At 27.5% G+C, this 22,003-nt stretch carries 19 protein-coding genes; 2 read left to right on the plus strand and 17 right to left on the minus strand.

Annotation, left to right across the window (positions count from 1 at the left end; all coding sequences use genetic code 11):
- Positions 1–45: 45 nt before the first annotated feature.
- The 11 genes from xdhC to I2E83_RS01010 all read right to left on the minus strand — a co-directional run bounded on the left by xdhC (position 46) and on the right by I2E83_RS01010 (position 13,069).
- On the minus strand, positions 46–519 hold the full coding sequence (gene xdhC, locus I2E83_RS00960; protein WP_195428254.1) for a xanthine dehydrogenase subunit XdhC: 474 nt from the start codon (positions 517–519) through the stop codon (positions 46–48).
- A complete protein-coding gene (gene xdhB / locus I2E83_RS00965; protein WP_195428255.1) occupies positions 512–1,393 on the minus strand; it encodes a xanthine dehydrogenase FAD-binding subunit XdhB in 882 nt (293 codons plus the stop codon). The genes xdhC and xdhB overlap by 8 nt, the downstream gene beginning before the upstream one ends.
- Before the next feature lie 13 nt (positions 1,394–1,406).
- Positions 1,407–3,698 (minus strand): xanthine dehydrogenase molybdenum-binding subunit XdhA, encoded by a 2,292-nt coding sequence (gene xdhA, locus I2E83_RS00970; protein WP_195428256.1) that lies wholly within the window; start codon positions 3,696–3,698, stop codon positions 1,407–1,409.
- A 147-nt stretch (positions 3,699–3,845) separates the two neighbouring features.
- Positions 3,846–5,606, minus strand: a complete 1,761-nt coding sequence (locus I2E83_RS00975; protein WP_195428258.1) for a sigma 54-interacting transcriptional regulator — start codon at positions 5,604–5,606, stop codon at positions 3,846–3,848.
- Positions 5,607–5,789: 183 nt separating this feature from the next.
- Positions 5,790–7,145 (minus strand): nucleobase:cation symporter-2 family protein, encoded by a 1,356-nt coding sequence (locus I2E83_RS00980; protein WP_195263572.1) that lies wholly within the window; start codon positions 7,143–7,145, stop codon positions 5,790–5,792.
- Between the two features lie 207 nt (positions 7,146–7,352).
- On the minus strand, positions 7,353–8,708 hold the full coding sequence (locus I2E83_RS00985; protein ID WP_195428260.1) for a nucleobase:cation symporter-2 family protein: 1,356 nt from the start codon (positions 8,706–8,708) through the stop codon (positions 7,353–7,355).
- Between the two features lie 426 nt (positions 8,709–9,134).
- Complete coding sequence (locus I2E83_RS00990) at positions 9,135–9,479, minus strand: hypothetical protein (protein WP_195263574.1); 345 nt, start codon at positions 9,477–9,479, stop codon at positions 9,135–9,137.
- A gap of 28 nt (positions 9,480–9,507) precedes the next feature.
- A complete protein-coding gene (locus I2E83_RS00995) occupies positions 9,508–9,732 on the minus strand; it encodes a hypothetical protein (protein ID WP_195263575.1) in 225 nt (74 codons plus the stop codon).
- A 268-nt stretch (positions 9,733–10,000) separates the two neighbouring features.
- Entirely contained in the window at positions 10,001–12,007 is a 2,007-nt protein-coding gene (locus tag I2E83_RS01000; protein WP_195263576.1) for a glycogen debranching enzyme family protein, read from the minus strand.
- Positions 12,008–12,288: 281 nt separating this feature from the next.
- Positions 12,289–12,702 (minus strand): hypothetical protein, encoded by a 414-nt coding sequence (locus tag I2E83_RS01005; RefSeq protein WP_195263577.1) that lies wholly within the window; start codon positions 12,700–12,702, stop codon positions 12,289–12,291.
- A 28-nt stretch (positions 12,703–12,730) separates the two neighbouring features.
- Positions 12,731–13,069 (minus strand): arsenate reductase family protein, encoded by a 339-nt coding sequence (locus I2E83_RS01010; protein WP_195263578.1) that lies wholly within the window; start codon positions 13,067–13,069, stop codon positions 12,731–12,733.
- 715 nt (positions 13,070–13,784) lie between these two features.
- Here I2E83_RS01010 and I2E83_RS01015 point away from each other — a divergent pair.
- A complete protein-coding gene (locus tag I2E83_RS01015; RefSeq protein ID WP_195428261.1) occupies positions 13,785–14,609 on the plus strand; it encodes a hypothetical protein in 825 nt (274 codons plus the stop codon).
- 41 nt (positions 14,610–14,650) lie between these two features.
- Here I2E83_RS01015 and I2E83_RS01020 read toward each other — a convergent pair whose 3' ends face one another.
- From I2E83_RS01020 to I2E83_RS01030, 3 genes are all read right to left on the minus strand, one after another.
- Positions 14,651–15,379 carry a flagellar motor protein MotB gene (locus I2E83_RS01020; protein ID WP_195263580.1) on the minus strand — a complete coding sequence of 243 codons (729 nt, stop codon included), beginning with the start codon at positions 15,377–15,379 and terminating at the stop codon, positions 14,651–14,653.
- Complete coding sequence (locus I2E83_RS01025) at positions 15,380–16,162, minus strand: flagellar motor protein (RefSeq protein ID WP_195263581.1); 783 nt, start codon at positions 16,160–16,162, stop codon at positions 15,380–15,382. It lies immediately after the preceding gene.
- A 164-nt stretch (positions 16,163–16,326) separates the two neighbouring features.
- A complete protein-coding gene (locus I2E83_RS01030; protein WP_195428263.1) occupies positions 16,327–17,559 on the minus strand; it encodes a DUF6398 domain-containing protein in 1,233 nt (410 codons plus the stop codon).
- Between the two features lie 340 nt (positions 17,560–17,899).
- On the opposite strand from I2E83_RS01030, the gene I2E83_RS01035 reads away from it, so the two are divergent.
- Positions 17,900–18,520 (plus strand): GerMN domain-containing protein, encoded by a 621-nt coding sequence (locus I2E83_RS01035; RefSeq protein ID WP_195428265.1) that lies wholly within the window; start codon positions 17,900–17,902, stop codon positions 18,518–18,520.
- Between the two features lie 103 nt (positions 18,521–18,623).
- Here I2E83_RS01035 and I2E83_RS01040 read toward each other — a convergent pair whose 3' ends face one another.
- From I2E83_RS01040 to purB, 3 genes are all read right to left on the minus strand, one after another.
- Entirely contained in the window at positions 18,624–19,907 is a 1,284-nt protein-coding gene (locus I2E83_RS01040) for a hypothetical protein (RefSeq protein ID WP_195428267.1), read from the minus strand.
- A 243-nt stretch (positions 19,908–20,150) separates the two neighbouring features.
- Positions 20,151–20,318: a hypothetical protein gene (locus I2E83_RS01045; RefSeq protein ID WP_195263585.1), complete on the minus strand. Its 168-nt coding sequence runs from the start codon at positions 20,316–20,318 to the stop codon at positions 20,151–20,153.
- Between the two features lie 138 nt (positions 20,319–20,456).
- A complete protein-coding gene (gene purB, locus I2E83_RS01050) occupies positions 20,457–21,887 on the minus strand; it encodes an adenylosuccinate lyase (protein WP_195428269.1) in 1,431 nt (476 codons plus the stop codon).
- Between the last annotated feature and the right edge of the window lie 116 nt (positions 21,888–22,003).

Genomic DNA, 22,003 nt, shown 5'->3' on the forward strand with positions numbered 1-22,003 from the left:
TCCAAACTTTATAAATTAACTAGCTTTAATTAGCTTATATTTTCTTTATTCTTCTAAAGATTTTTTTGTTGCATTAAATATTTTTTGATATCCTGTACAACGACATAAATGTCCTGAAATTTCTCTCTTGATTTCTTCATCAGTAAACTTTTTACCACTATTTACAAGTGAAGTAGTTGTAAGAACTAATCCAGGAGTACAAAAACCACATTGAACAGCGCCCTCTTCTATATATGCTTTTTGCACCTTCGAAAGTTCTCCATTTTTTTCTACTCCCTCTACTGTTAAAATTTCTTTTCCATCTGCCCATACAGCCATATATATACATGAATCTATTGGAACACCGTCAACTAATACTGTACAAGCTCCGCATTCTCCAACAGAACACCCTCTCTTAACTCCTGTATAATGTAACCTCTCTCTTAATACATCTAATAAAGTTTCTCTTATATCCACTTCTATACTATGCTTTTTTTCATTAATTGTAAGAGTTATTTTTTTCATAAAGTCATTACTCATTAACTACACCTCCAGTCCTTTTAATTACCTCTAAAATTCCTCTCTTAGTTAATTCTTTTATCAAATGTTCTCTGAAATCTTTTGAACCTCTCCATGAATTTCTTGGTTTTGCATCTAGTAATGCTTTTTCTGATATTTCTATTATATTTTTCATATTTACTTCTATACCTTTTGCAAATTCTTCTCCCTTTGAGCATCTTATTGGAGTTGGTGCTGCTACCCCTAATGATATTCTTAAATCCTTAAATTTATTATTTTCAATAGCTCCAACTACAGATACTCCAAGCATTGCAATATCCATAGCTTTTCGATTACTAAATTTTATATAGTTACCTTTATATCCTTTATAGTCTTCTTTTTTTATTATAATCTTTACTAATATTTCATCTCGAAGGATATTTACTTTACCTGGTCCTAAATAAAATTCTCTTATTGGTACTATTCTTTCTTCATTTTTTCTTCTTAGTAAAAGCTGTGCATTTAATGCAAATAATGTTGTTGCGCTGTCTGCTGAAACTGCACCATTACATACATTTCCACCTATGGTAGCCATATTTCTAACTTGTGGTCCACCCATTGATACTGCCGCCTCTGATAATACATATATATTTTCATTTATTATTTCATTTCTACATATATCTGTAAAAGAAGCCATAGCACCTATTTCTATATCTTCGTTATCATTGAATTTTATTACTTTTAGCTCTTTTATATTTCTTATACTTAAAAGTTCAATTCCAAGCATATCTCCGTGATGCAATTTTATTAATACATCCGTTCCACCAGCTATAATTTTTATATTTTCTTTATTGTCTAAAATATCTAAAGCTTCTTCTATAGTTTTAGGTTCGTAAATATTACTTATATCAAACATTTCTTCTTCCTCCTTATATTAGTCCAAGTTCTTTAAATTTCTCAAAAACTGACTGAGGATTCATTGGAATTTTATTAAAGGCAACTCCTGTTGCATCTAATACAGCATTACGTATTGCTGGTGCTGGTGATATTGTTGTATTTTCACCAAGAGACTTTTGACCAAATCCAGCTGCTGGTTCAAACTTCTCTACAAATGCAGAACCTATATTAGGCGTATCCATTATTGTCTGTAATTTATAATCAAGTAAATTATTATTTAATGCTTTTCCTGTTCTTTCATCAAATAACATTTGTTCTGAAAGTGCATATCCTAATGACATACTAACTCCACCGTGTACTTGTCCTTCTGCCAATTTATGATTCATTATTATTCCTGAATCATGTACATTATAAATTTCTAATACTTCTATTTGTCCAGTTTTCATATCTACTTCCACTTCTGTAAAAGTTGTACCATATGCTATTGCATTACTTCTAACATTTACAGATGTATCACTTGTTATAGGTGCAGATTTTATCCTGTCATAGAATGATTCCATAGCTATTTCTTCTAATGAACAAATAACTCTACCTAATTCTTTCTCAATAATATTGCAATTTTCCATATCTAATGCTTCTTTATCTAACCCACATTTATCACTTGCAAATTGTAATACTTTGTCTTTAACCTCTAATGCAGCTTTCTTAACAGCTGCACCTGATACAAATGTTTGTCTTGATGCATAAGATCCTGTATCAAAAGGCGTTATATCAGTATCTTGATTACTTATAACATGCACCATATCTAAAGGAAGTCCTAGCACTTCTGCTACCATTTGACCAAATACTGTATCACTACCTTGTCCTATTTCTGTAGCCCCAATTTGTAATTGAACTGAACCATCTTGATTCATAACTATTCTTGCTCCTGCAGCTTCTAATGAAACTGGATGTGTTCCGCTAAAATAGCTAAAGCATGCCATTCCTAGCCCCCTTCTTTTGTCCCCAGTTTGATTCTTATAAAGTTCCTTCTTTTCATCCCATTTAATTAATTCTTTTCCTTTTTGAATACATTCAGGAAGTGCAAAAGCTCTAGCAATATTTTTACTAACTGGTTCTACATACCCTTCAGTTATTAAATTATTCAATCTAAATTCTATTGGATCTATATTAAGTTTTCTTGCTATATCTTCAACATGACTTTCAAGAGCAAAAAACATTTGTGGTGCTCCATATCCTCTCATTGCACCAGCAACTGGTAAATTTGTATAAACTGTCTTTGGACTATATTTAATCGAATTAAAATTATATAATGGTCTGAATTTTCCCCCAGAACTCATAGTTACTGAATGTCCATGAGACGCATATGCTCCATTATTCACCAAATTATCTATAGATGTTCCAAGTAGCTTACCTTCTTTTGAAACTGCAGTTTTAAATTTAAATTTCATAGCATGTCTTGTTCTACTATCTATAAAACTTTCTTCTCTATTTAATGCATATCTAACTGGTTTCCCATTTACTGCTAAACTCATTGCTACTGTTAGAGGTTCCAAAACTACATCTTGTTTATTTCCAAAACCTCCTCCAACATACGGCTTTATTACTCTTATCTTTCCCCAAGGGATACCAAATGCCTGTCCTACAACTCTTCTTACTATATGGGGTATTTGTGTAGATGAAACAACTATAATTCTTCCTTCACCATCTCGATATGCATATGCACTATGGTTCTCCATTTGGCAATGTTGTACTATGCTCGTTTCATAAACACCTTCAAAAATACTATCTGCATTTTTAAAATCTTCATCTACATTTCCTGATTCTGAGCCCATTTGACTTAAAATATTATCAGGCCTTTCTTCATGTATAACTGGTGCACCTTCTTTTATTGCATCTTCAGGATTTATAATATGAGGCAAAACTTCATATTCAACCTTAATAAGTTTTAATGCTCTCTCTGCAATGACTTCATCTTTTGCTACAACTGCTGCCACAGCATCTCCAACAAATCTTGCCTTATCTGTTAGTATAAGTCTATCTTCAATATCTCTATGGCTAGCCTCTAAGGACCAAGGATGACCTGCTGTAGAAAACTTTATTTTTGGCAAATCTTTATAAGTTATTATAGCCTCTACACCATCTATTTTTTTTGCTTCACTCACATCTATATCTTTTATTCTTGCATGAGCATAAGGGCTTCTTAGTACCTTTCCAATAAGCATATCCCTTTCAAAAAAATCATCAACATACTTTGCCTTTCCTGTAACTTTAGCAACTGCATCAATTCTGTTTACGTTGCTTCCTATTACTTTATAAGTCATTTTACACCTCCAAAAATACTATTTGTAACTGTTTACAGAAGTAGATTATTTAATATAATATTACTTTTGTAATATACTGTCAATAATCACTTTTTATGTTTATATAATAAGAGTAAAAATCTTTTAATAACTTTTTATTCTTACTTACTATTTTAATAATTTATATTCATCAATTTTTCTATATAATGTTGCTATACCAATTCCTAATTTTTTGGCAATCATTTTCTTATCCTCTGTTGTTGTACCATAAATGTCTAATGCTTTTTTTATTTCAATTTCCTCTAATTCTTTAAGAGTAATAATTTCACTTCTATCTGATATTCTTTCAATTTTTTCACATAGTAAAATATTCTTAGGAATTACATCCTTATCTATTATTCCATCTACACCTATCATATTAACTATAAACTCTATTGTATTTTCTAGTTCTCTAACATTGCCTGGCCAAGAATATCTATAAAAAGCCTTCTTTACTTCTTCTGTCATTACTATATTCTCAAAACTCTTATCTAACAAATTTGTGTATTTATTAATAAAAAACTTTATCAGTAACTCAATATCATCTATTCTTTCTCTTAATGGAGGAATTTCAAAAGGTATTACATTTAATCTATAATATAAGTCCTCTCTAAATTTATTTTCTTTTATCAATTCCTTCAAATTTTTATTTGTTGCTGCAATCACCCGTACATCTATGTCAATTTCTTTATTTGAACCAACTCTTGTTATTTTTCTCTCTTGAAGCACTCTTAATAGCTTTGTCTGAAGATAAATAGGCATATCACCAATTTCATCCAAAAAAATTGTTCCCTTATTTGCAAGTTCAAATTTTCCAATTTTGCCCATAGGATCTGCACCAGTAAATGCACCTTTAACGTATCCAAATAATTCACTTTCTAGTAGAGTGTCTGGAATAGCTCCGCAATTTATTGCAACAAATGCTTTTGCTTTTCTATTTCCTTCATTATGTATAGCTCTTGCAAATACTTCTTTGCCAGTCCCGCTTTCCCCTGTTACTAATACAGTTGAAGTTGATAAAGCTATTTTTTTTACTTTTCTTTTCAAGTCCTGCATTATCTTAGTTTGTCCTAAAATATTTTCCGTTTTTATTACATTTTTTATATTAGTATATTCTGATATATCATCTCTAAACCCTTTATAATCCCTAAATATGAAAATCTTATCGAATTGATTGTCATTTATCTCCATAGGAAAAATATTACCTATAAACTGAAAGACTTGATTTCCAATAGATACTTTATATATCTCCATCTGAAATAAGATATCTCCAGTAGGCTCAATAGATACTTTGGATATAAAAAAATTATCAACATGCTTAATTAATTCTACCCCTTTTGAATTTATATGTGTTACTTTATCATTTTTATTTAATACCATTACCCCTTGATCCATTTTATCTATAATCAAATTTAATGATTTTACTACTACATCTTCTCTTTTTCTTTGAAGATTTTCATAGGCTGCTGTACTTATAAATTCAGCTATTTGCTCCATAAAAGCTTTATAATTTTCAAATCTTGCAAGTATTTGATCTTTTTGCTCTTTACTAAAACAAACTAAGCCTATAACGCCAATGATTCTTCCTTGAAACTTTATTGGTGTACTCATTTCAAATAGTTCTTCACATTTTCCTCTTTTTATACAACTACTACAAATAATATCTTTTCCAGGCTCGGTTATAGCTTTAAATTCTCCAGACTTTAAAACTTCCCTATATGCATAGCCTTGCTTTGATATATCATTATCTATTCTATTTCTATAAGCTCCTGTTGCTGCAATTCTTATTAAATTTTCGTCGACTACTTCTACGTCAACCATTAATATTTTTTCAACTATATTAACATATTTCATTACAGCACCTTGAATTTCTTTCAATATAGACGACATATCCAAACACCTCTTTTAGCTTTTTTATATAACCATGTAGTTTACTTATATATTTATAGCAATTTTTATGCCACTATCTTACTGATTATTAAATTGTAGTAGTTTAACCATGTATTACCTTAAAATATATTAAAGGCTATGCACAAAAATTCTATTTTTTATGCATAGGCCTTATTATTATAACTATCCTTCTATTTCATTTCTTTCATTTTCTTCTTCTTCTATACTTTGCCTTGGTAAGATTAAATTTAATAGTATAACTACTATAGTAGTTATTACTACTGGTGAGCTTCCAAAAACCATGCTTACCCCACTTGGAAATGCATCTAAAACTCCTGGAACTTGTGTTACTCCCATCCCAAGAGCAACAGAAAGACCCACTATACTTACATTTCTACTTGATAACTCATCTTTAATTATTATCTTAATACCAGTCATTGTAATCATTGCAAATACTATTACAGTTGCTCCACCTAAAACACTTTGCGGAATTGTTGTTATTAAAGCTCCAAACTTAGGTATAAATCCAGCTATTAACATAAATATAGCTGCTATTGCTACTACAAACTTACTAATAACTTTTGTCATAGCAACTATGCCAACGTTTTGACTATAAGTAGCTGTTGGAAGGCCTCCAAAAAAAACTCCTAATACACTAGCTATTCCACTTGCTATTATTCCTCCAGATATTTCAGTATCTTTGGCTTCTCTACCAAGTCCCCCTTCTGTTATCGCTGAAAGATCTCCTACTGCTTCTACAGAATTAACTATATATATTACACTAATAGAAATTATCGCTGAGGGTACAAATTTAATTCCAAAATGCATTGGAGTTGGCATTTGTATCCAAGATGCTTCAATTATCGGTGCAAAGTCTACTCTTCCTAATACTACTGAAAAAACATATCCTACAATTATTCCAATTAAAATAGATGCTAACTTAGCATATCCCTTAGTAAAATGATTGCAAAATAACACTACAATTAATGTAAGTATAGCTATCCCCCAATTAATTGGCGACCCGAAATCACTTACATTAGAGCCTCCAGCCATATATCTTACTGCTGTTGGATATAAAGATAAACCTATTGAAAATACAACAGTACCTGCAACCAATGGTGGAAATAACTTTCTCATTGGCTTTAAAAAAGCTCCAAAAAGTATAGCTACAAAACCACCAACTAATTGAGCTCCAAAGATAGCTTCTATACCATAAGCCATCCCTATTGCTGTTAAAGTTGGTACATAAGTAAAACTAACACCAATTACCATTGGTAATCCTGATCCAATTTTCCACATAGGATATAATTGCATCAGTGTTGCAATTCCTGCTAAAAAAAATGATGCCTGCACTAAAAGAGTAGTATCACTAACTCCAAGCCCTGTGGTCCCTGCAACTATAAGCGCAGGCGTTACATTTCCTACTATCATAGCTAATAAATGTTGTAGTGATAATGGCATTGTTTTCTTTAATGAAGGTACTCCGTCCAAATCAAATATCGAAGTACTTCTAGTCCCTTTTTTACCTAATGTTAACATAATAATATATTCCCCCTCATGTAAACTTATTAATTTAAACTCAATACATCACTCGAGAATATATGATAATTATCAACTTAAAAATCACTTCTCATTTTGATAATAACCCTATTCTTATATATCTTTAGTAACAATTTTCATTAATTACAATATTGATTACTATATATAAATATTTAAACATTTACTAATACAATAATAACTTTAATTTTAGTTCTCTATCTTACTTCTTTCATTATCTTCTTCTTCAATTGTTTGATTTGGCAATATTAAATTAAGTAATATTACAGTAATTGTTGTAATTACTACTGGAGAGCTACCAAATATCATATTTACCGCACTTGGAAAAGCATCTAATGCTCCAGGAACCTGTGTTATTCCCATTCCAAGAGCAACTGAAAGTCCAACAATACTTACATTTCTACTTGAAAGTTCATCTTTTATTATTACTTTTATTCCTGTCATAGTTATCATTGCAAACACTATAATAGTTGCTCCACCTAAAACACTTTGCGGTATTGTAGTTATTAAAGCTCCAAACTTAGGTATAAAACCAGCAATCAGCATGAATAAAGCTGCTAGCATAATTATATACTTACTTACAACCTTAGTCATTGCAACAATTCCAACATTTTGACTATAAGTAGCTGTCGGTAATCCCCCAAAGAATGCTCCAATTATACTAGATACTCCATTTGCCATTATTCCTCCTGATAACTCTGTATCTTTCGGTTCTCTACTTAATCCACCTTCTGTTGTAGCTGAATAATCCCCAACGGCTTGCACAGAATTAACTATATAAATTATTACCATAGATATTATAGCAGAAGGTATAAATTTCATTCCAAAATGCATTGGTGTTGGCACTTGAATCCATCCTGCATTTGTAATTGCTGTAAAATCTACTCTTCCAATTATTATAGAAAAGATATATCCTACAATTATTCCGACTAATATAGAAGCCAATTTAATATAGCCTTTTGTAAAGTGATTACAAAACAAAACTACAACTAGTGTGACTATAGCTATTGTCCAATTTATAGGAGATCCAAAATCCTGTGCCGAAGCTCCACCAGCCATATATTTTACAGCTGTAGGATATAATGATAATCCGATTGTAAATACAACAGTTCCTGCAACTAATGGTGGAAATAACTTTCTTAAAGGCTTTATAAAAGCGCCTACTAATATGGCTGCTATACCACCTATTAATTGAGCTCCAAATATAGCTTCTATTCCATAAGCTGATCCTATAGCAGTTAAAGTTGGAACATAAGCAAAGCTTATTCCCATAACAACTGGCAATCCTGAACCTAGCTTCCAAACAGGGTATAATTGCATTAAAGTTGCAATACCAGCCATGAACAATGAACATTGAACTAATAAAGTCTTATCACTTAAATTCATTCCTGTAATCCCTGCTACTATAATAGCTGGTGTTACATTTCCTACTATCATAGCAAGTAAGTGTTGCAAAGATAATGGTATGGCTTTCTTTATTGGTGGTACTCCTTCTACATCAAAGATTGAAGTGCTCTTCTTATTTCTTTTACCTATCTCTAACATATGATATATTCCCCCTCATGTAAATTTTAAATCCAAATTAAATACATCATTCTAGAATATATATCTATTATCATATTGAAAAAATCTTCTCATTTTGATAACAGTTCTATTATTTTAAACCCCTTAAGTAATCGTTTAAATTTTAATATTATTTTCACATAGCTATATGTTAAATTATTTGCAACTTAAAAGAGCCTTTAAAGTTGCACTTAATCTTAAAGCAATAAGTGTGCCAAACTTTAATAGGCTCTTAAATTACAATATTTTACTTTATTCCATTGTTTTCACTATATAAAATAATATCTAAACTATTAATATTATATATAAATATTAAAATGATAATTATAAATTCTTATAATGGCGTATTTACTAATATAAAATTATCAATTCGAGTATATCAATTTAATAATTATTATCATAATGATATTACCAAATTACCTCATGCTCTATATTAAATTTTACTAATAACCTATATATTAAACTTACCATATTCCACATATTTTCTGTTTCATCTTCACAATCAATTATTAAATATGCATTCTTACCTTCAGTATAACACTCAACTATGATATCATAACCTTCATTAATAAAATAATCTTCTAATATTTCAGCAAGATTGTCCCCTTTTTCGTATAAATAATTTTCACCTAATTTCAACTCTACAACATAATTTAATTTTACAATATTATAAAGATGTAAAAGGCTTTTATATGTAGTATTAATAGTATTTAATTTTTTCTTTTTTAAGTTCCCTTTAATTCGCTGTCTCACTTCTTTTCCCTCACCATATAATTAATATTTAATTATTAATTTGCTTCTTAGACTGTCTATCTTCTATATAAGATACTATTATAGACGATATCATAAGGAAAATTCCTAAATATAAAATAGGTCTATTATCTTCAATAGGGCATGTGCCTATAGGCAAATCCCTTCTTACTTCATATATTTTATAAAAACCATATAAACTTACAACTATCGCTATAGTAAATAGTATATTTGATAATTTAATTATTTTTTTCACTATTATTTTCACCCTTCGTAAAGACTTATAAAAATATAATTATATTGTACCATATTTATATAATTTCGTGAATTTTTTTGTACTATTTTTTAACTTATTGTAAATACTATTGAGGTATTTATTTTTTTAATAATTGTTAATAAATATATTTTCTATTTATTTTTAGTAGTATTTATAATTTTTTAGAATAAAAATAGACATATTTAAGTTTATTTCTTTCCTTCCTTTACAAGAAGTCAATTAAACTTATATATGTCCATTTATAATATTATTTCTTAGTAATATCACAATATATTCTTAGTACTTCTCCAACACTCCAAGCTTGTGAATAGCATCCTCTACTTGTAGATGAAAATTCTCCATCAAATATTTCTGCTATTCCATTTATACATCCATCTTTCATATGATCTTCAAATACAGATATCATTTCTTTTGCTTTTTTTATAGATTTTTCATCATAATCATTTACTTTACAATATGCTGTAATAAATGGTCCTATTAAAAATCCCCAAGTTGTTCCCATATGATAAGCTAAATCTCTTTTAAACAGATCACCTATATATTTATTTTTAAACTCTTCATCCATAAATGAAAGAGACCTTAACCCATAAGTCGAATACAAATGCTTATATGCAACTTCAACTATACTCTTTTCTTTTTCTCTATCTAATATTGAAAATGGTAATGAAATTGCCCATAATTGATTCGGACGAATCTTATCATCATTTTCATCTACCACATCAAAAAGACATTTTTTATCTTCATTCCAAAATTTTTTGTTAAAAGAGTTCTTAACTTTTAAAGAAAGTTCTTTATATTTTAAATCTTTTTTATTAAATTTAATTCTAAGTTCCTCCATTATACATAATGCATTATACCATAAAGCATTTATTTCTACAGGTTTACCGTGTCTTGGAGTTACAACAAAATCTCCAACCCTTACATCCATCCAAGTTACTTGATCTATACCTGAACCAGCAAAAATTAATCCATCATCATCCATACCTATTGAAAAATCTGTTTTAGTTGAATATGCTTTAAAAATTTCTACTAATTTATCATATATTTTTTTCTCTATAAAACTGTAATCTTCATCTGTACCTGTATATTTCAAATATTTATAAACAGCTTGAAAATACCAAAGTGATGCATCTACTGTATTATACAAAGGTTCTGTATTAGTATCTGGAAATAGATTAGGGATTAATCCATTCTTCACGTATTTGGAGAATGACTCTAGTATTTCTCTTGCATCTTCAAATCTCTTAGTACATAAAACTAATCCTTCAAAAGCAATCATAGTGTCTCTTCCCCAATCAGTAAACCATGGATAACCTGCTAATATAGTCTTTAGGCCTGTACTATTTCTATTAACTATAAAATGATCAGAAGCTTTAACAAGATTATTAGCAAAATTATCATTATAGCCTGCTTTTTTTACTAAATCTTCTGCTCTCTTCTTGTACTCTTTTTCTATCTCAAATCCAGTTTTACTTATATTTTCTTCTAAAGTACATATAATGTAAAACTTTTTTGTTTCTTTAGCTTTTATTTTTATATTTATTTCGTACGGAGTATAATGATTATCTATGCCTAAAAATCCTGTTCTATTATCTATCATATAATATTGATTTTCTTCAAATAAATAATTAGGAGTTGCCATTGTAGTAGGTATTAAACTTCTATCATAGTATTCTCCTTCTGATGCATAAAAAGTAATCCTTACATCCTTATTTTCTTCTGGAATTAAAATAATTTTATTATTTTTAACTTCTTTACTAAATTTTAAATTAGTTTTTTCTATTGAATCTCCTGGTAATCTATAATTAAACAAAGGAATTATTTTAAAATTTAAATCTTCACTTCCATTTTCTATTTCATAACAAACAGCTGTTGTATTATACCCATATTCCATTGAAATACTTTTTTTAATCTTAACATCTTCTACTCTATAAATATATTCTGGAATTATATCAAAATTAAATCTTTCTAAGTGTTCTTGTCCGTTTTTGGACATATTAATATATTGTTGAGAAGTTAAATCATACGTTCTACCATTTATATTCACTTCTTCTTGAGTTCTTGTAAAGATTAAATATCTATTCAGTGGTGGGTTTAACGCTGCTATTAGGTAGCCATGATGCATCATAGCACTTCCACCAGAAACTGTACAATTAGCATATCCACCTATTCCATTTCCAATCATCCAAGATAACTCATTTCCTTCTTCTATTGTCTTAAAAGAACCTCTTCCATAACTATATATCTTTTCCACCTATACCCCTCCAAAACTTCTTTAACTTTTGCTTTTCATATTAATTATATAATTAATACTATATTTATTTAATTGTATAGAAGTACAAAAAGGAGGCAGCTAATTTATATATTCTACAATCTTATATTGTAAAAAATCATAAAATTATTATTTCATGTGTAACATTTATACTCTTATATTCATATTATTATAATAGCTATTAGCTTTATGGCTAATCCATATAAATTCATCTCCTTCATTAATTATAAAAAAAGAATCAAGGCTTTAGCTTTGATTCTTTTTTATAATTCTCCAAATTTTATACTTATTTTCTTAAATGCTACTTCTTTTGTTACAGTAAGACTTTCTGGATCTATTATAATTTTAAATATATTAGGGCATTTTTCTGATCTCCATAATTTCATAAACTTAGGAGTTGCTGTTAAACTAGCATAATATTTTTCTTCAAAATCATCAAAAAACTCTAGGAACTCTAACTTGCTAACTTTATCAACTACCAAATTGTCTTTTTTTATATTTTTTACTATTGGTACAAAATATCTTAATGGAATTTCATAATTATACCTTCCTTTTATCTTTTTTCCCTCTAATATTGGTCTCTTTAAAAAAGGAAATTTTATTATATCATCATCTTTTAAATTAATTTTAAAAATAGGTTCTTCATTTTTACCCTTTTGTATTTTTATCTTAATCATTTGTTTCACCTTTGGTTTATATTTTAATTTATTCCCATGTATCCCAAACTTCTTTTTTATACCCAAGAGTTGCAGTGTTTCCATTTCTAACTATAGGGGATTTAAATAGTTTAGGATTTTTTAATAAAATCTCTTCTTTCATTTCGCAGCTTCTAATTTTATCTAAATTTAGATTTTTATATTCCTTGCTAGATTGATTTATTAATTCATTTATTGAAATATTCCTTTTAACAGAATTAAGTTCTCCCTTACTAAGCCCTTTAATGTCTATATCTATAAATTGAAAGTTTATTTTTCTCTCTTTAAAGTATCTTTCTGCTTTCTTTGTATCAAAGCACTTCTTTCTTCCAAATACTTGTATATTCATGTAATTGTCACCTCCTAATGTCTCTTTATTATAACATAAATTTATATTATATATAAAAAGTAGATTATTTGTTCATTATCTATCAAAAATATTTTCCGTAATCATATATAGCAAAATGATTTATTTATAAACAACAATAATAAAAATATTATTTTATTATTATTTATAGAATATTTTTTCTCCATTGGTACAAGCTAATATTATAAATAAATCTTCCAAACAGAAATAGTATTTTTATTGTATAGTTATTATAAAAAAAATTATTAATGATATCTATCAAAACACTTAAATATAATATATTAACGAATGTCTATCATCTCAATGCCTTACAATACCTTATTTAAATAATCAATTAATTATTTAAGTAAGTATAAGCAGGGAATAGATTTTCTATACAGCATCAAAAAAGCAATTACATATTCCTTTTTGCTTTTTTGATGCTGATTTATTTTGTTGAAATATGAACTTTTTCACTATATTATTCTATACTAATAATTAAGATGAATTTTTAAGGATGATGATTTTGCAATATTTTATTTTAATTTTAAAAGTTTTTATTATAGAATATATAATTATATTTTTGCATGAACTTTCTCATTATATTGTATCTTTATTTTTAGGATTTAAATGTTCCTTTTATCATGTAATTCCTTTTACTATTTATAAATATGACGGTAAATTCAAATTTAAATTAAAGCCTTTAATACAAGGCAATATGACAAGTAGATTACATTTTAACTCAATAAAAATATCTTCCAAAATAGAATACAACATTCTTTTAAAAAAGCTTAAAATATTTTTTTGGATTGGTCCAGTATTGGATTTTATAATATTTATAATATTGTTTTGTATCGGAGTCAGTAATGTTAACTACTCATACTTAGCATTAATTTCACTTATTCATCTATCTATTACTACTCTTAACTTTTTCAATAGCGATGGTAAATATGCCATAGGAGCAAATGAAGACTCTAGAATTGCTTTTGACTTAATTAGGAGCTTTACTATTTGCGGAAACGGAGAAATTCCATATGAAAGTAAAAGAATTCTTACTGACACACATATGGAAATTGCAGATGAGATAACTTTAGAAAAATTTGATGTAAATGATCTTTGGAACTTTCTAAATAATATTTCTTTTTTCACTAATTCTCTTTTAAGTTTTTTAAATAAAGATCTATTAACCATACATTCATCAACCTTCAAATTTTTTGAAAGTTTAATTATTGATTTTGATGATATAAAAAAATATGATTATAGGCAAATAGAAAAGACTTCTATTTCTTTAATTTATTATTTTATATATAAAAAACTTAAAGACAAATCTTTTTATCCAAATGATGATATTATAAATAATATTTATAATGGATGTAATTCAATATATTTTAGAAAGTTATTTGATTTATATTTCACTTCTAATAACAATAATATTGAATACTTGATTAATGAAAATAATATGCCAAATTTTATGTCTCACTGTGAAGGTTATAATAAACTTCTTATAAATATTATTAATTTATATAAAAATGAAATGGTATAGTTAAAGCACTGTATTTTTAACTACAGTGCTTTAACTATATTTTAATTCATTTCTATATTATCAAATTTGTTATTTAAAATTAATATATCAACTCTTCTATTTTTAGCTCGTCCCTCTTCTGTAGCATTATCTGCAATTGGTCTATACTCACCATACCCTACAGCTGATAATCTGCTTGGAGATATCGATCCATAGCTAATTAAAAATTCAACTACATTAGAAGCTCTAACAGAGGAAAGTTGCCAATTTGAATGATAATCAGTAGTACTTATAGGCAAATTGTCAGTATGACCTTCTACCCTTACATAATTATCTATTTTGTTTAAAACATTTGATACAGAAATAAGTTTAGGTTTCAACTCCTCTTTTATATCCGCCTTTGCACTATCAAAAAATATACTATCGGTAAAGCTTATAATAAGTCCTCTTTCTTCTATACTTGTAGTTACACTTTCTTCTAACTCTAAGTCTTTTACTATATCATTTACTTGTGATTCTATACCTTGTAATTTTTCTTCTTCACTTTGAACCAATGGCTTTAACTCTCCTGCCTCATCACTTGAACTACCTGAATTTTCAGCACTTCCTAAAACTGAAGATCCACCTGTGAATACAGCTCCCATAGAAGTAGCTAACTGCTTATACTTTGATTCATTAACACTAGAAGCGGAATATAATACAACAAAAAATATCATAAGCAAAGTTATAAGATCTGAATATGTAAGCAACCATCTTTCATGATTTTCTGGTTTTTCTACTCTCTTTTTCATCTATTTTCCCTCACTTGATTCAAGCTTCTTTAAGTCCTCTTCAGTTAAAAATCCTTCTAATTTACTTATTATAGAACTTGGACTAGCACCAGCTTGTACCAATAATAAAGCCTCAATACACATCTCTTTTTCAATTATTTCTTCACTATTTAAAATTTTTAGTTTATTTGCTATAGGCAACCAAATTAAATTAGCAGTTCCTATACCATAAAGAGTTGCAATAAAAGCTACAGCTATTTTAGGGCCTAAAGTACTTGGATCATCTAAATTACCTAAAACTTGAACAAGCCCCATAACTGTTCCTATAATCCCCATTGTTGGTGCATAACCACCAGCCGCCTCAAAAATAGAAATTCCTTGATGATGCCTTTCTGAAATTTGTTCTAGTCTTGTTTCTAATGATCCTTTCATGATCTCTGGATCAACTCCATCTACTATCATTTGCAGGCCTTTTTTTATAAAAGTATCTGTTTCTGTATTATTTAAATCTGCTTCCAAACTTAATAATCCATTTTTTCTTGTTTTTACTGTAATTTCCTTGAAGAATTCTACATTTTCTATAAGGTTACTATTTCTTTTCTTAAATGCAATGCTAAAAACCTTAGGAAATCTTTTTAAAGTTTTTCCTGGAAAAGCAACCCCAACTGCTCCTATTGTTCCACCAACAACTATTAATAATGCTGTGAATTGATATAAAGCTCCTAATGCTCCTCCTTCTAAAATAAATCCTAATATAATACAAGCAAAGGAAAATATAATACTAATTATTATTGTTATGTCCATATTTCACCATCCATATAATTTATTTCTAAATTATATATTTTTTATATTTACATATCAATCTCATTATTTTGTTATTTTTTATCTATTTTAGTCGATTTTTTCTCGTTAAAAAAAACTATTGTGTAATAACTAACTTTATCGTTGCAATACACAATAGTCTATTTCTATAATATATTTTTTAATTCCTTTACCCAGCTTCTTGCTCCATTTACTGAATCCCAAGCAGTTTCTGCATTTTTCATATAGTAGACTGCATCTTCTTCAGTCCCTAAACTTTTAAGTTCAGGTGGATTTTTAGGAATTCTTTTTTGCTTGATTATATAATCTATAACAAATGGATTAGAAGCATTTGCAATTCTTAAAGCTCTTTCTGCTTCCTCTAATTTTCCTACTTTAAATAAATAAAGGGCTTTTGAGAATTTTGTAGATGGTAAGTAATCATTTTTATATTTATTTAATACATTTAAAACTTCATCATCTAAATTCTCTGTAATTAACCATGAAAGCAATACCCCTCTTATTAATAATCTATCTTCCGGATCTAGATTTATTAAATCATTAAACTCTTTTATTGCTTCTAACTTTTCATTTATGCTCCATAATAAATTTCCAAGTCTATATTTGGCGCTATAGTATGGTCTTGTAACTTCTGAATCTAAGAATTTCCCTATATACTTATCTATATTTTCTTCACCTATAGCATTTTGAGCAACTTCTAATGCTTTTAATACTAAGGCCTTTTGTTCATTTATTCTTAACGAATTGTCATAAGATAATATTATATAAGCTTCCGCACATTTTTCACTTATTTTTAATGCTTCTTTAGCTAATTTAGCTTTTTTCTTATAATTTTTTTGATTCCATGCCTCATTAGCTATCTTATTAGCCTTTTTTAAATCCTCATCTTCTATAATCTCAGCTTCTACTTTTGAAACGCAAACCTCATCTAATGTTTCTTTCTCTATCTTTTCCTTTTGTTCTTCTTCCAAATCTATCTCATTATCCGCAATTTTCGAATTATCTAAAGAATCGCCTTTATTACACGTTATTAACCATTTATCATCTTCTAAATCTATTAACGCTCTTACTTCTCTTGATTTTGAAAGACCTGTACTACTACTTACCTCAAATAATTTATATAAATCCCCTGCTTTAATATTTATGCCTGTCTTATTTGTGAATAATCCATTTTTTAACCCCAAAGCATGTACAATTCCGCATGCCCATGAATTTGCTTTTCCTTTATTTAAATTAACTTCTTTTAATTCAGATATTTCTTTACATAAGCTCTCTGCAAGAAACAAATATTCTTCATTTAAGTTTTTTTTACAAACCTCTTCTATAAAACTCATTACTTCTAAATATCTCTCATTACTTACTTCAGATGTTTTTTGCATTACTTATTTTCTCCTTTTTCTATTATGTTATTTGGAATATTATAAAGCCCATTATACTTAAATAACATACTCCAATTGATGATTTAAACCGATGTTTTATATTATATGATATTTAATTACTTTTTTCAAATAATAGTATGTTTTAGAAGTTAATATAAGTAAATTTATGTAAATTTGTAATAACTTTTCAATTATGCTATAATATGATTATATAAATTATTAAACAATATATATTTCAATTTTACTATTTTATTTAAAGAAGTGCATTACATAATTAATATCCTTTTAATTTTAATTAGGTAATTGTAATTGAAAAATATATTTTTAAGGAGGTTAATAAATGAAAAAAAGAATTTTAGCAATATTAATATCATTATCTATCCCTTTTTCAATGATTTCTTGTGGAGCAGAAGCAAATAGTAACAAAAATAATACAGCATCTAATATTAGTAATAATGAAGCTACTCTAATCGATGAAGAAGATAATATTAATGATAATACTCAAAATGATATTAGTAATTCTAATGAAACAATAACTGATAATGCAAATATTTATTATTATGACGTTGTTACTGATAAAATAGTTTACATAAGTAAAACTATTGAAATTAAAGATAAGGCTGTAGCAACTGCTTTAGTTAAAGAATTAAAGAAAGCTCCAAGTGAAGAAATTGCAGCTTCTTTAAATAGTGATATTTCCTTAAACTCGGCTGAAGTTGATAGTACTAATGATATTATAAAACTAGATTTTTCATCTAATTTTGTTGAAGCTCAAAACTTAGGTTCTGGTCCTGAATCTAGCACTTTAACTGCTATTTGCAATACATTTGGTGATTATTTTAATGTAACTCAAGTAATCATAACTTTAGACGGAAAACCTTATACTTCTGGACATATTTCAATGAAAGATGGAGATATATTTAAGGTTAACTTAGATAATACATTTGAATTAACAAAATAAAACTTATGATTTTAAATAATTTAAAATAAATTATTTAATATTTCTTAACTATAATTATACCCTATAGAGTAATAATTTTAATACTCTATAGGGATTCTTTATTCTACTTATATTCAATTCCTCTAGTATAAAATAAATCATCAGAAATCGCTGCTATTCCTCTAACTTTACTTCCTCTCTTTAATCTTTCTTCCTTAATTGGATCTAAAGGATATGCATTACCATTAAACTTTAATAACCTAAAATCATCTCCATTACTATTTAGTAACTTTACTACTAAATCTCTATATCCATTTGTTTTATTTTCAGATATTATAATTGGATTTGTAGCATTACTTATCTTTGATAAAACATTATATTCATTATCTTTCTCCTCTAATATAACTAAAGTTGCACCTCTTTCAGTACAAAATTTAGGTCCTTCTAAATAAACTAAAATTTGATAACTATCATCATCTTTTAATTTTACTTTATTATATAAGTAATTTACCTTATCCTCATCTGGATTTAATAAAAATTCTTTTTCGATTATCCTTTCTATAGCTTCATCTTTAACTACTTCTGATTCTATGAATTCAACCTTTGAAAAATCTAAGTAATCTTTATTTAATTCATCCTTTGCCCTAACTAACAAATTTGGTGTCTTTTCACCTAGTATTCCTACAAAAGAATCTACCCTAGTAAAAGTAATACCTTCAAAAGTTAAAACATTGCTCATTACCCCAAGAATATCTTTTTCATTAGTTCCTATAATTTTTTGTGTAACCAAAAGATCGTATACTCCCCTTCTTAGTAAATCTATCGGACTTATTCCAGATAAAGCTAAAACTTTTCCTATTATTTTTTTCTTTAAAGTACCATTATTGTTATATAAACCATTTAAGTAATCTTTATCTCTTCTACTTATATCTATGGAATAGGTCATTCCCTTATCTATATCTATTACATCCACAGTATAGTTATCTTGATATATAACTTGATATGAATCAAGTTGATTATAATAATTTGTATCAAAAATCTTTATATCTTTATCTCCATCTAAATGATACATATTAGCGGTTATATATCCATTATTTCCTATGTCTTCTATTGTAAATAATATTTCATTATCTTTTATATTTTTAAAATGCTCTAATACTATTCTAGGATTATATCCTTCTATTCCCCTTAAATCTATAGTTGTTATCTTTCCACTTTCTCCGTCAGAAATTATAATTTGCATATTATGGTAAATCGTATTTTTCCCAAGCCCTCTCTTATTGCCAACTAAGTAAATAATATCTGTATCTCTACTTCCTTTTACATCACCAACTATAGTCATTATAACTTCTCTCTGTCCATGTTTATTCACTTCATTTCTCTTTAAGTTTTTTAAATATATAGCCATAAAAACCTCTTTTATAATATTACTACATTATATAATATTATAATATTATAATTTGTGTTATTTATATTACAATTGTCTATGATGCATGGATCTAATATATTTATCTTTTATAATTATATTTTAGTTATTTTATAATGATAAATTATAAAAAAAAGATAGGCTACTCCTATCTTTAAAATATAGTATTTAAAATATTTTTATAATTAAATAAATTGCAACTAATTATTGGTAATTTCCTTATAATTAAAATTTTCCTTCTCCATCACAAACAGGACATATAAAACTTCCCTCACCATTACAGGTAATACATCGAGAATTAGGTAATTCTTCTGTTCCACAATCGCATTTTATTTTACCTGTTCCACTACAACTTATACATTCACTCATGTATTCTTCCTTATTAACCTTCATTTATATTCCTCCTTTGCTAGTTCTATCTATTAATTATTGTCTTAAATAATATTTTTATTCAAAATTTTTTTATATATAAAAAAATATGAAAGTAATAATATATTTATAAATATATTATTACTTTCATAAATAATTATGCTAAACAGAAATTTCACTCTTTATTTCTAAGGCATCTTTATTAACTTCTATAATTGGGTTTATATAATTTTCTATAAATTCTATAACTTGACTTGGTGCTCTACCTACAAAGTTAACTGGATTAATTATATTTTTTATTTCTTCTTCACTTAACATAAAACTATTATCTTTTATAATTCTTTCAATTAAATCATTATCTAAACCTTCACCTTTTACTCTTTGTGCAGCTGCCATTGAATGAATTCTAATTCTTTCATGAAGCTCTTGTCTATCTCCGCCTCTTTTAACTGATTCCATCATTATATTTTCTGTGGCCATAAAAGGCAACTCATTATTTACATGCGCTGTTATTACTTTTTCATATACAACCATATTTTCTGCAATGTTTATATATAAATTTAAAACACCATCCAAAGCTAAGAAAGCTTCTGCTACAGCAATTCTTTTATTTGCTGAATCATCTAAAGTTCTTTCAAACCATTGAGTTGCAGCTGTTATTGCTGGATTTAGTGAATTAACTATTACATATCTTGCTAAGGATCCCATTCTTTCACTTCTCATAGGATTTCTTTTATAAGCCATAGCAGATGATCCTATTTGATTTTTTTCAAATGGTTCTTCAATTTCTTTCATACTTTGTAATAATCTTAAGTCATTACTAAATTTATAAGCACTTTGAGCAACTTCTGATAATCTATTTAATACTATAGAGTCTAATTTTCTAGGATATGTTTGACCAGTAACACCATAGCTTTTATCAAAGCCCATTTTTTTTGCTACTATATTATCTAATTCTTTAACCTTCTCTTCATCGTTATTGAATAAAGTCATAAAACTTGCTTGAGTACCTGTAGTTCCTTTTACTCCTCTTAATTTTAATGTTGATAGTAAAAAATCTATATTCTCTATGTCTAATACTAAATCTTGCATCCAAAGAGTTGCTCTTTTTCCTACAGTAGTTAATTGAGCAGGCTGAAAATGTGTAAATCCAAGGGTTGGCATATCTTTATATTTCATGGCAAAATTTGATAAATGATTTAATACTGTTACTATCTTCTTCTTAATCAATAGTAAAGCATCTCTCATAATAATTATGTCTGTATTATCACCTACATAACAACTAGTCGCTCCTAAATGTATTATTCCTTTTGCACTAGGGCATTGTAATCCATATGCATATACATGACTCATAACATCATGTCTAACTTCTTTTTCTCTTTTTATTGCTTCATCATAATTAATATTATATATATTAGATTTTAGCTCATCTATTTGATCTTCAGTTATATTTAAACCTAATTCTTTTTCTCCTTCTGCTAATGCAACCCATAATTTTCTCCATGTTGAAAATTTCATATCTTCTGAGAATATAAAACTCATTTCTTTTGATGCATATCTTGAATTTAATGGTGAATCATATAAATCTTTCATCCTTAGATAACCTCCGAATAAATTTTTATTTTTTTACTTTATAATTCGTATTATAACATAACATAATTATTTTTTCAGTATTTTTAAAATAATTTTCAGCTATATTTTTATTATTT

This window comes from Clostridium sp. D46t1_190503_E9 (assembly GCF_015555225.1).
In the GTDB taxonomy this organism is placed as follows: Bacteria; Bacillota; Clostridia; order Clostridiales; family Clostridiaceae; genus Clostridium.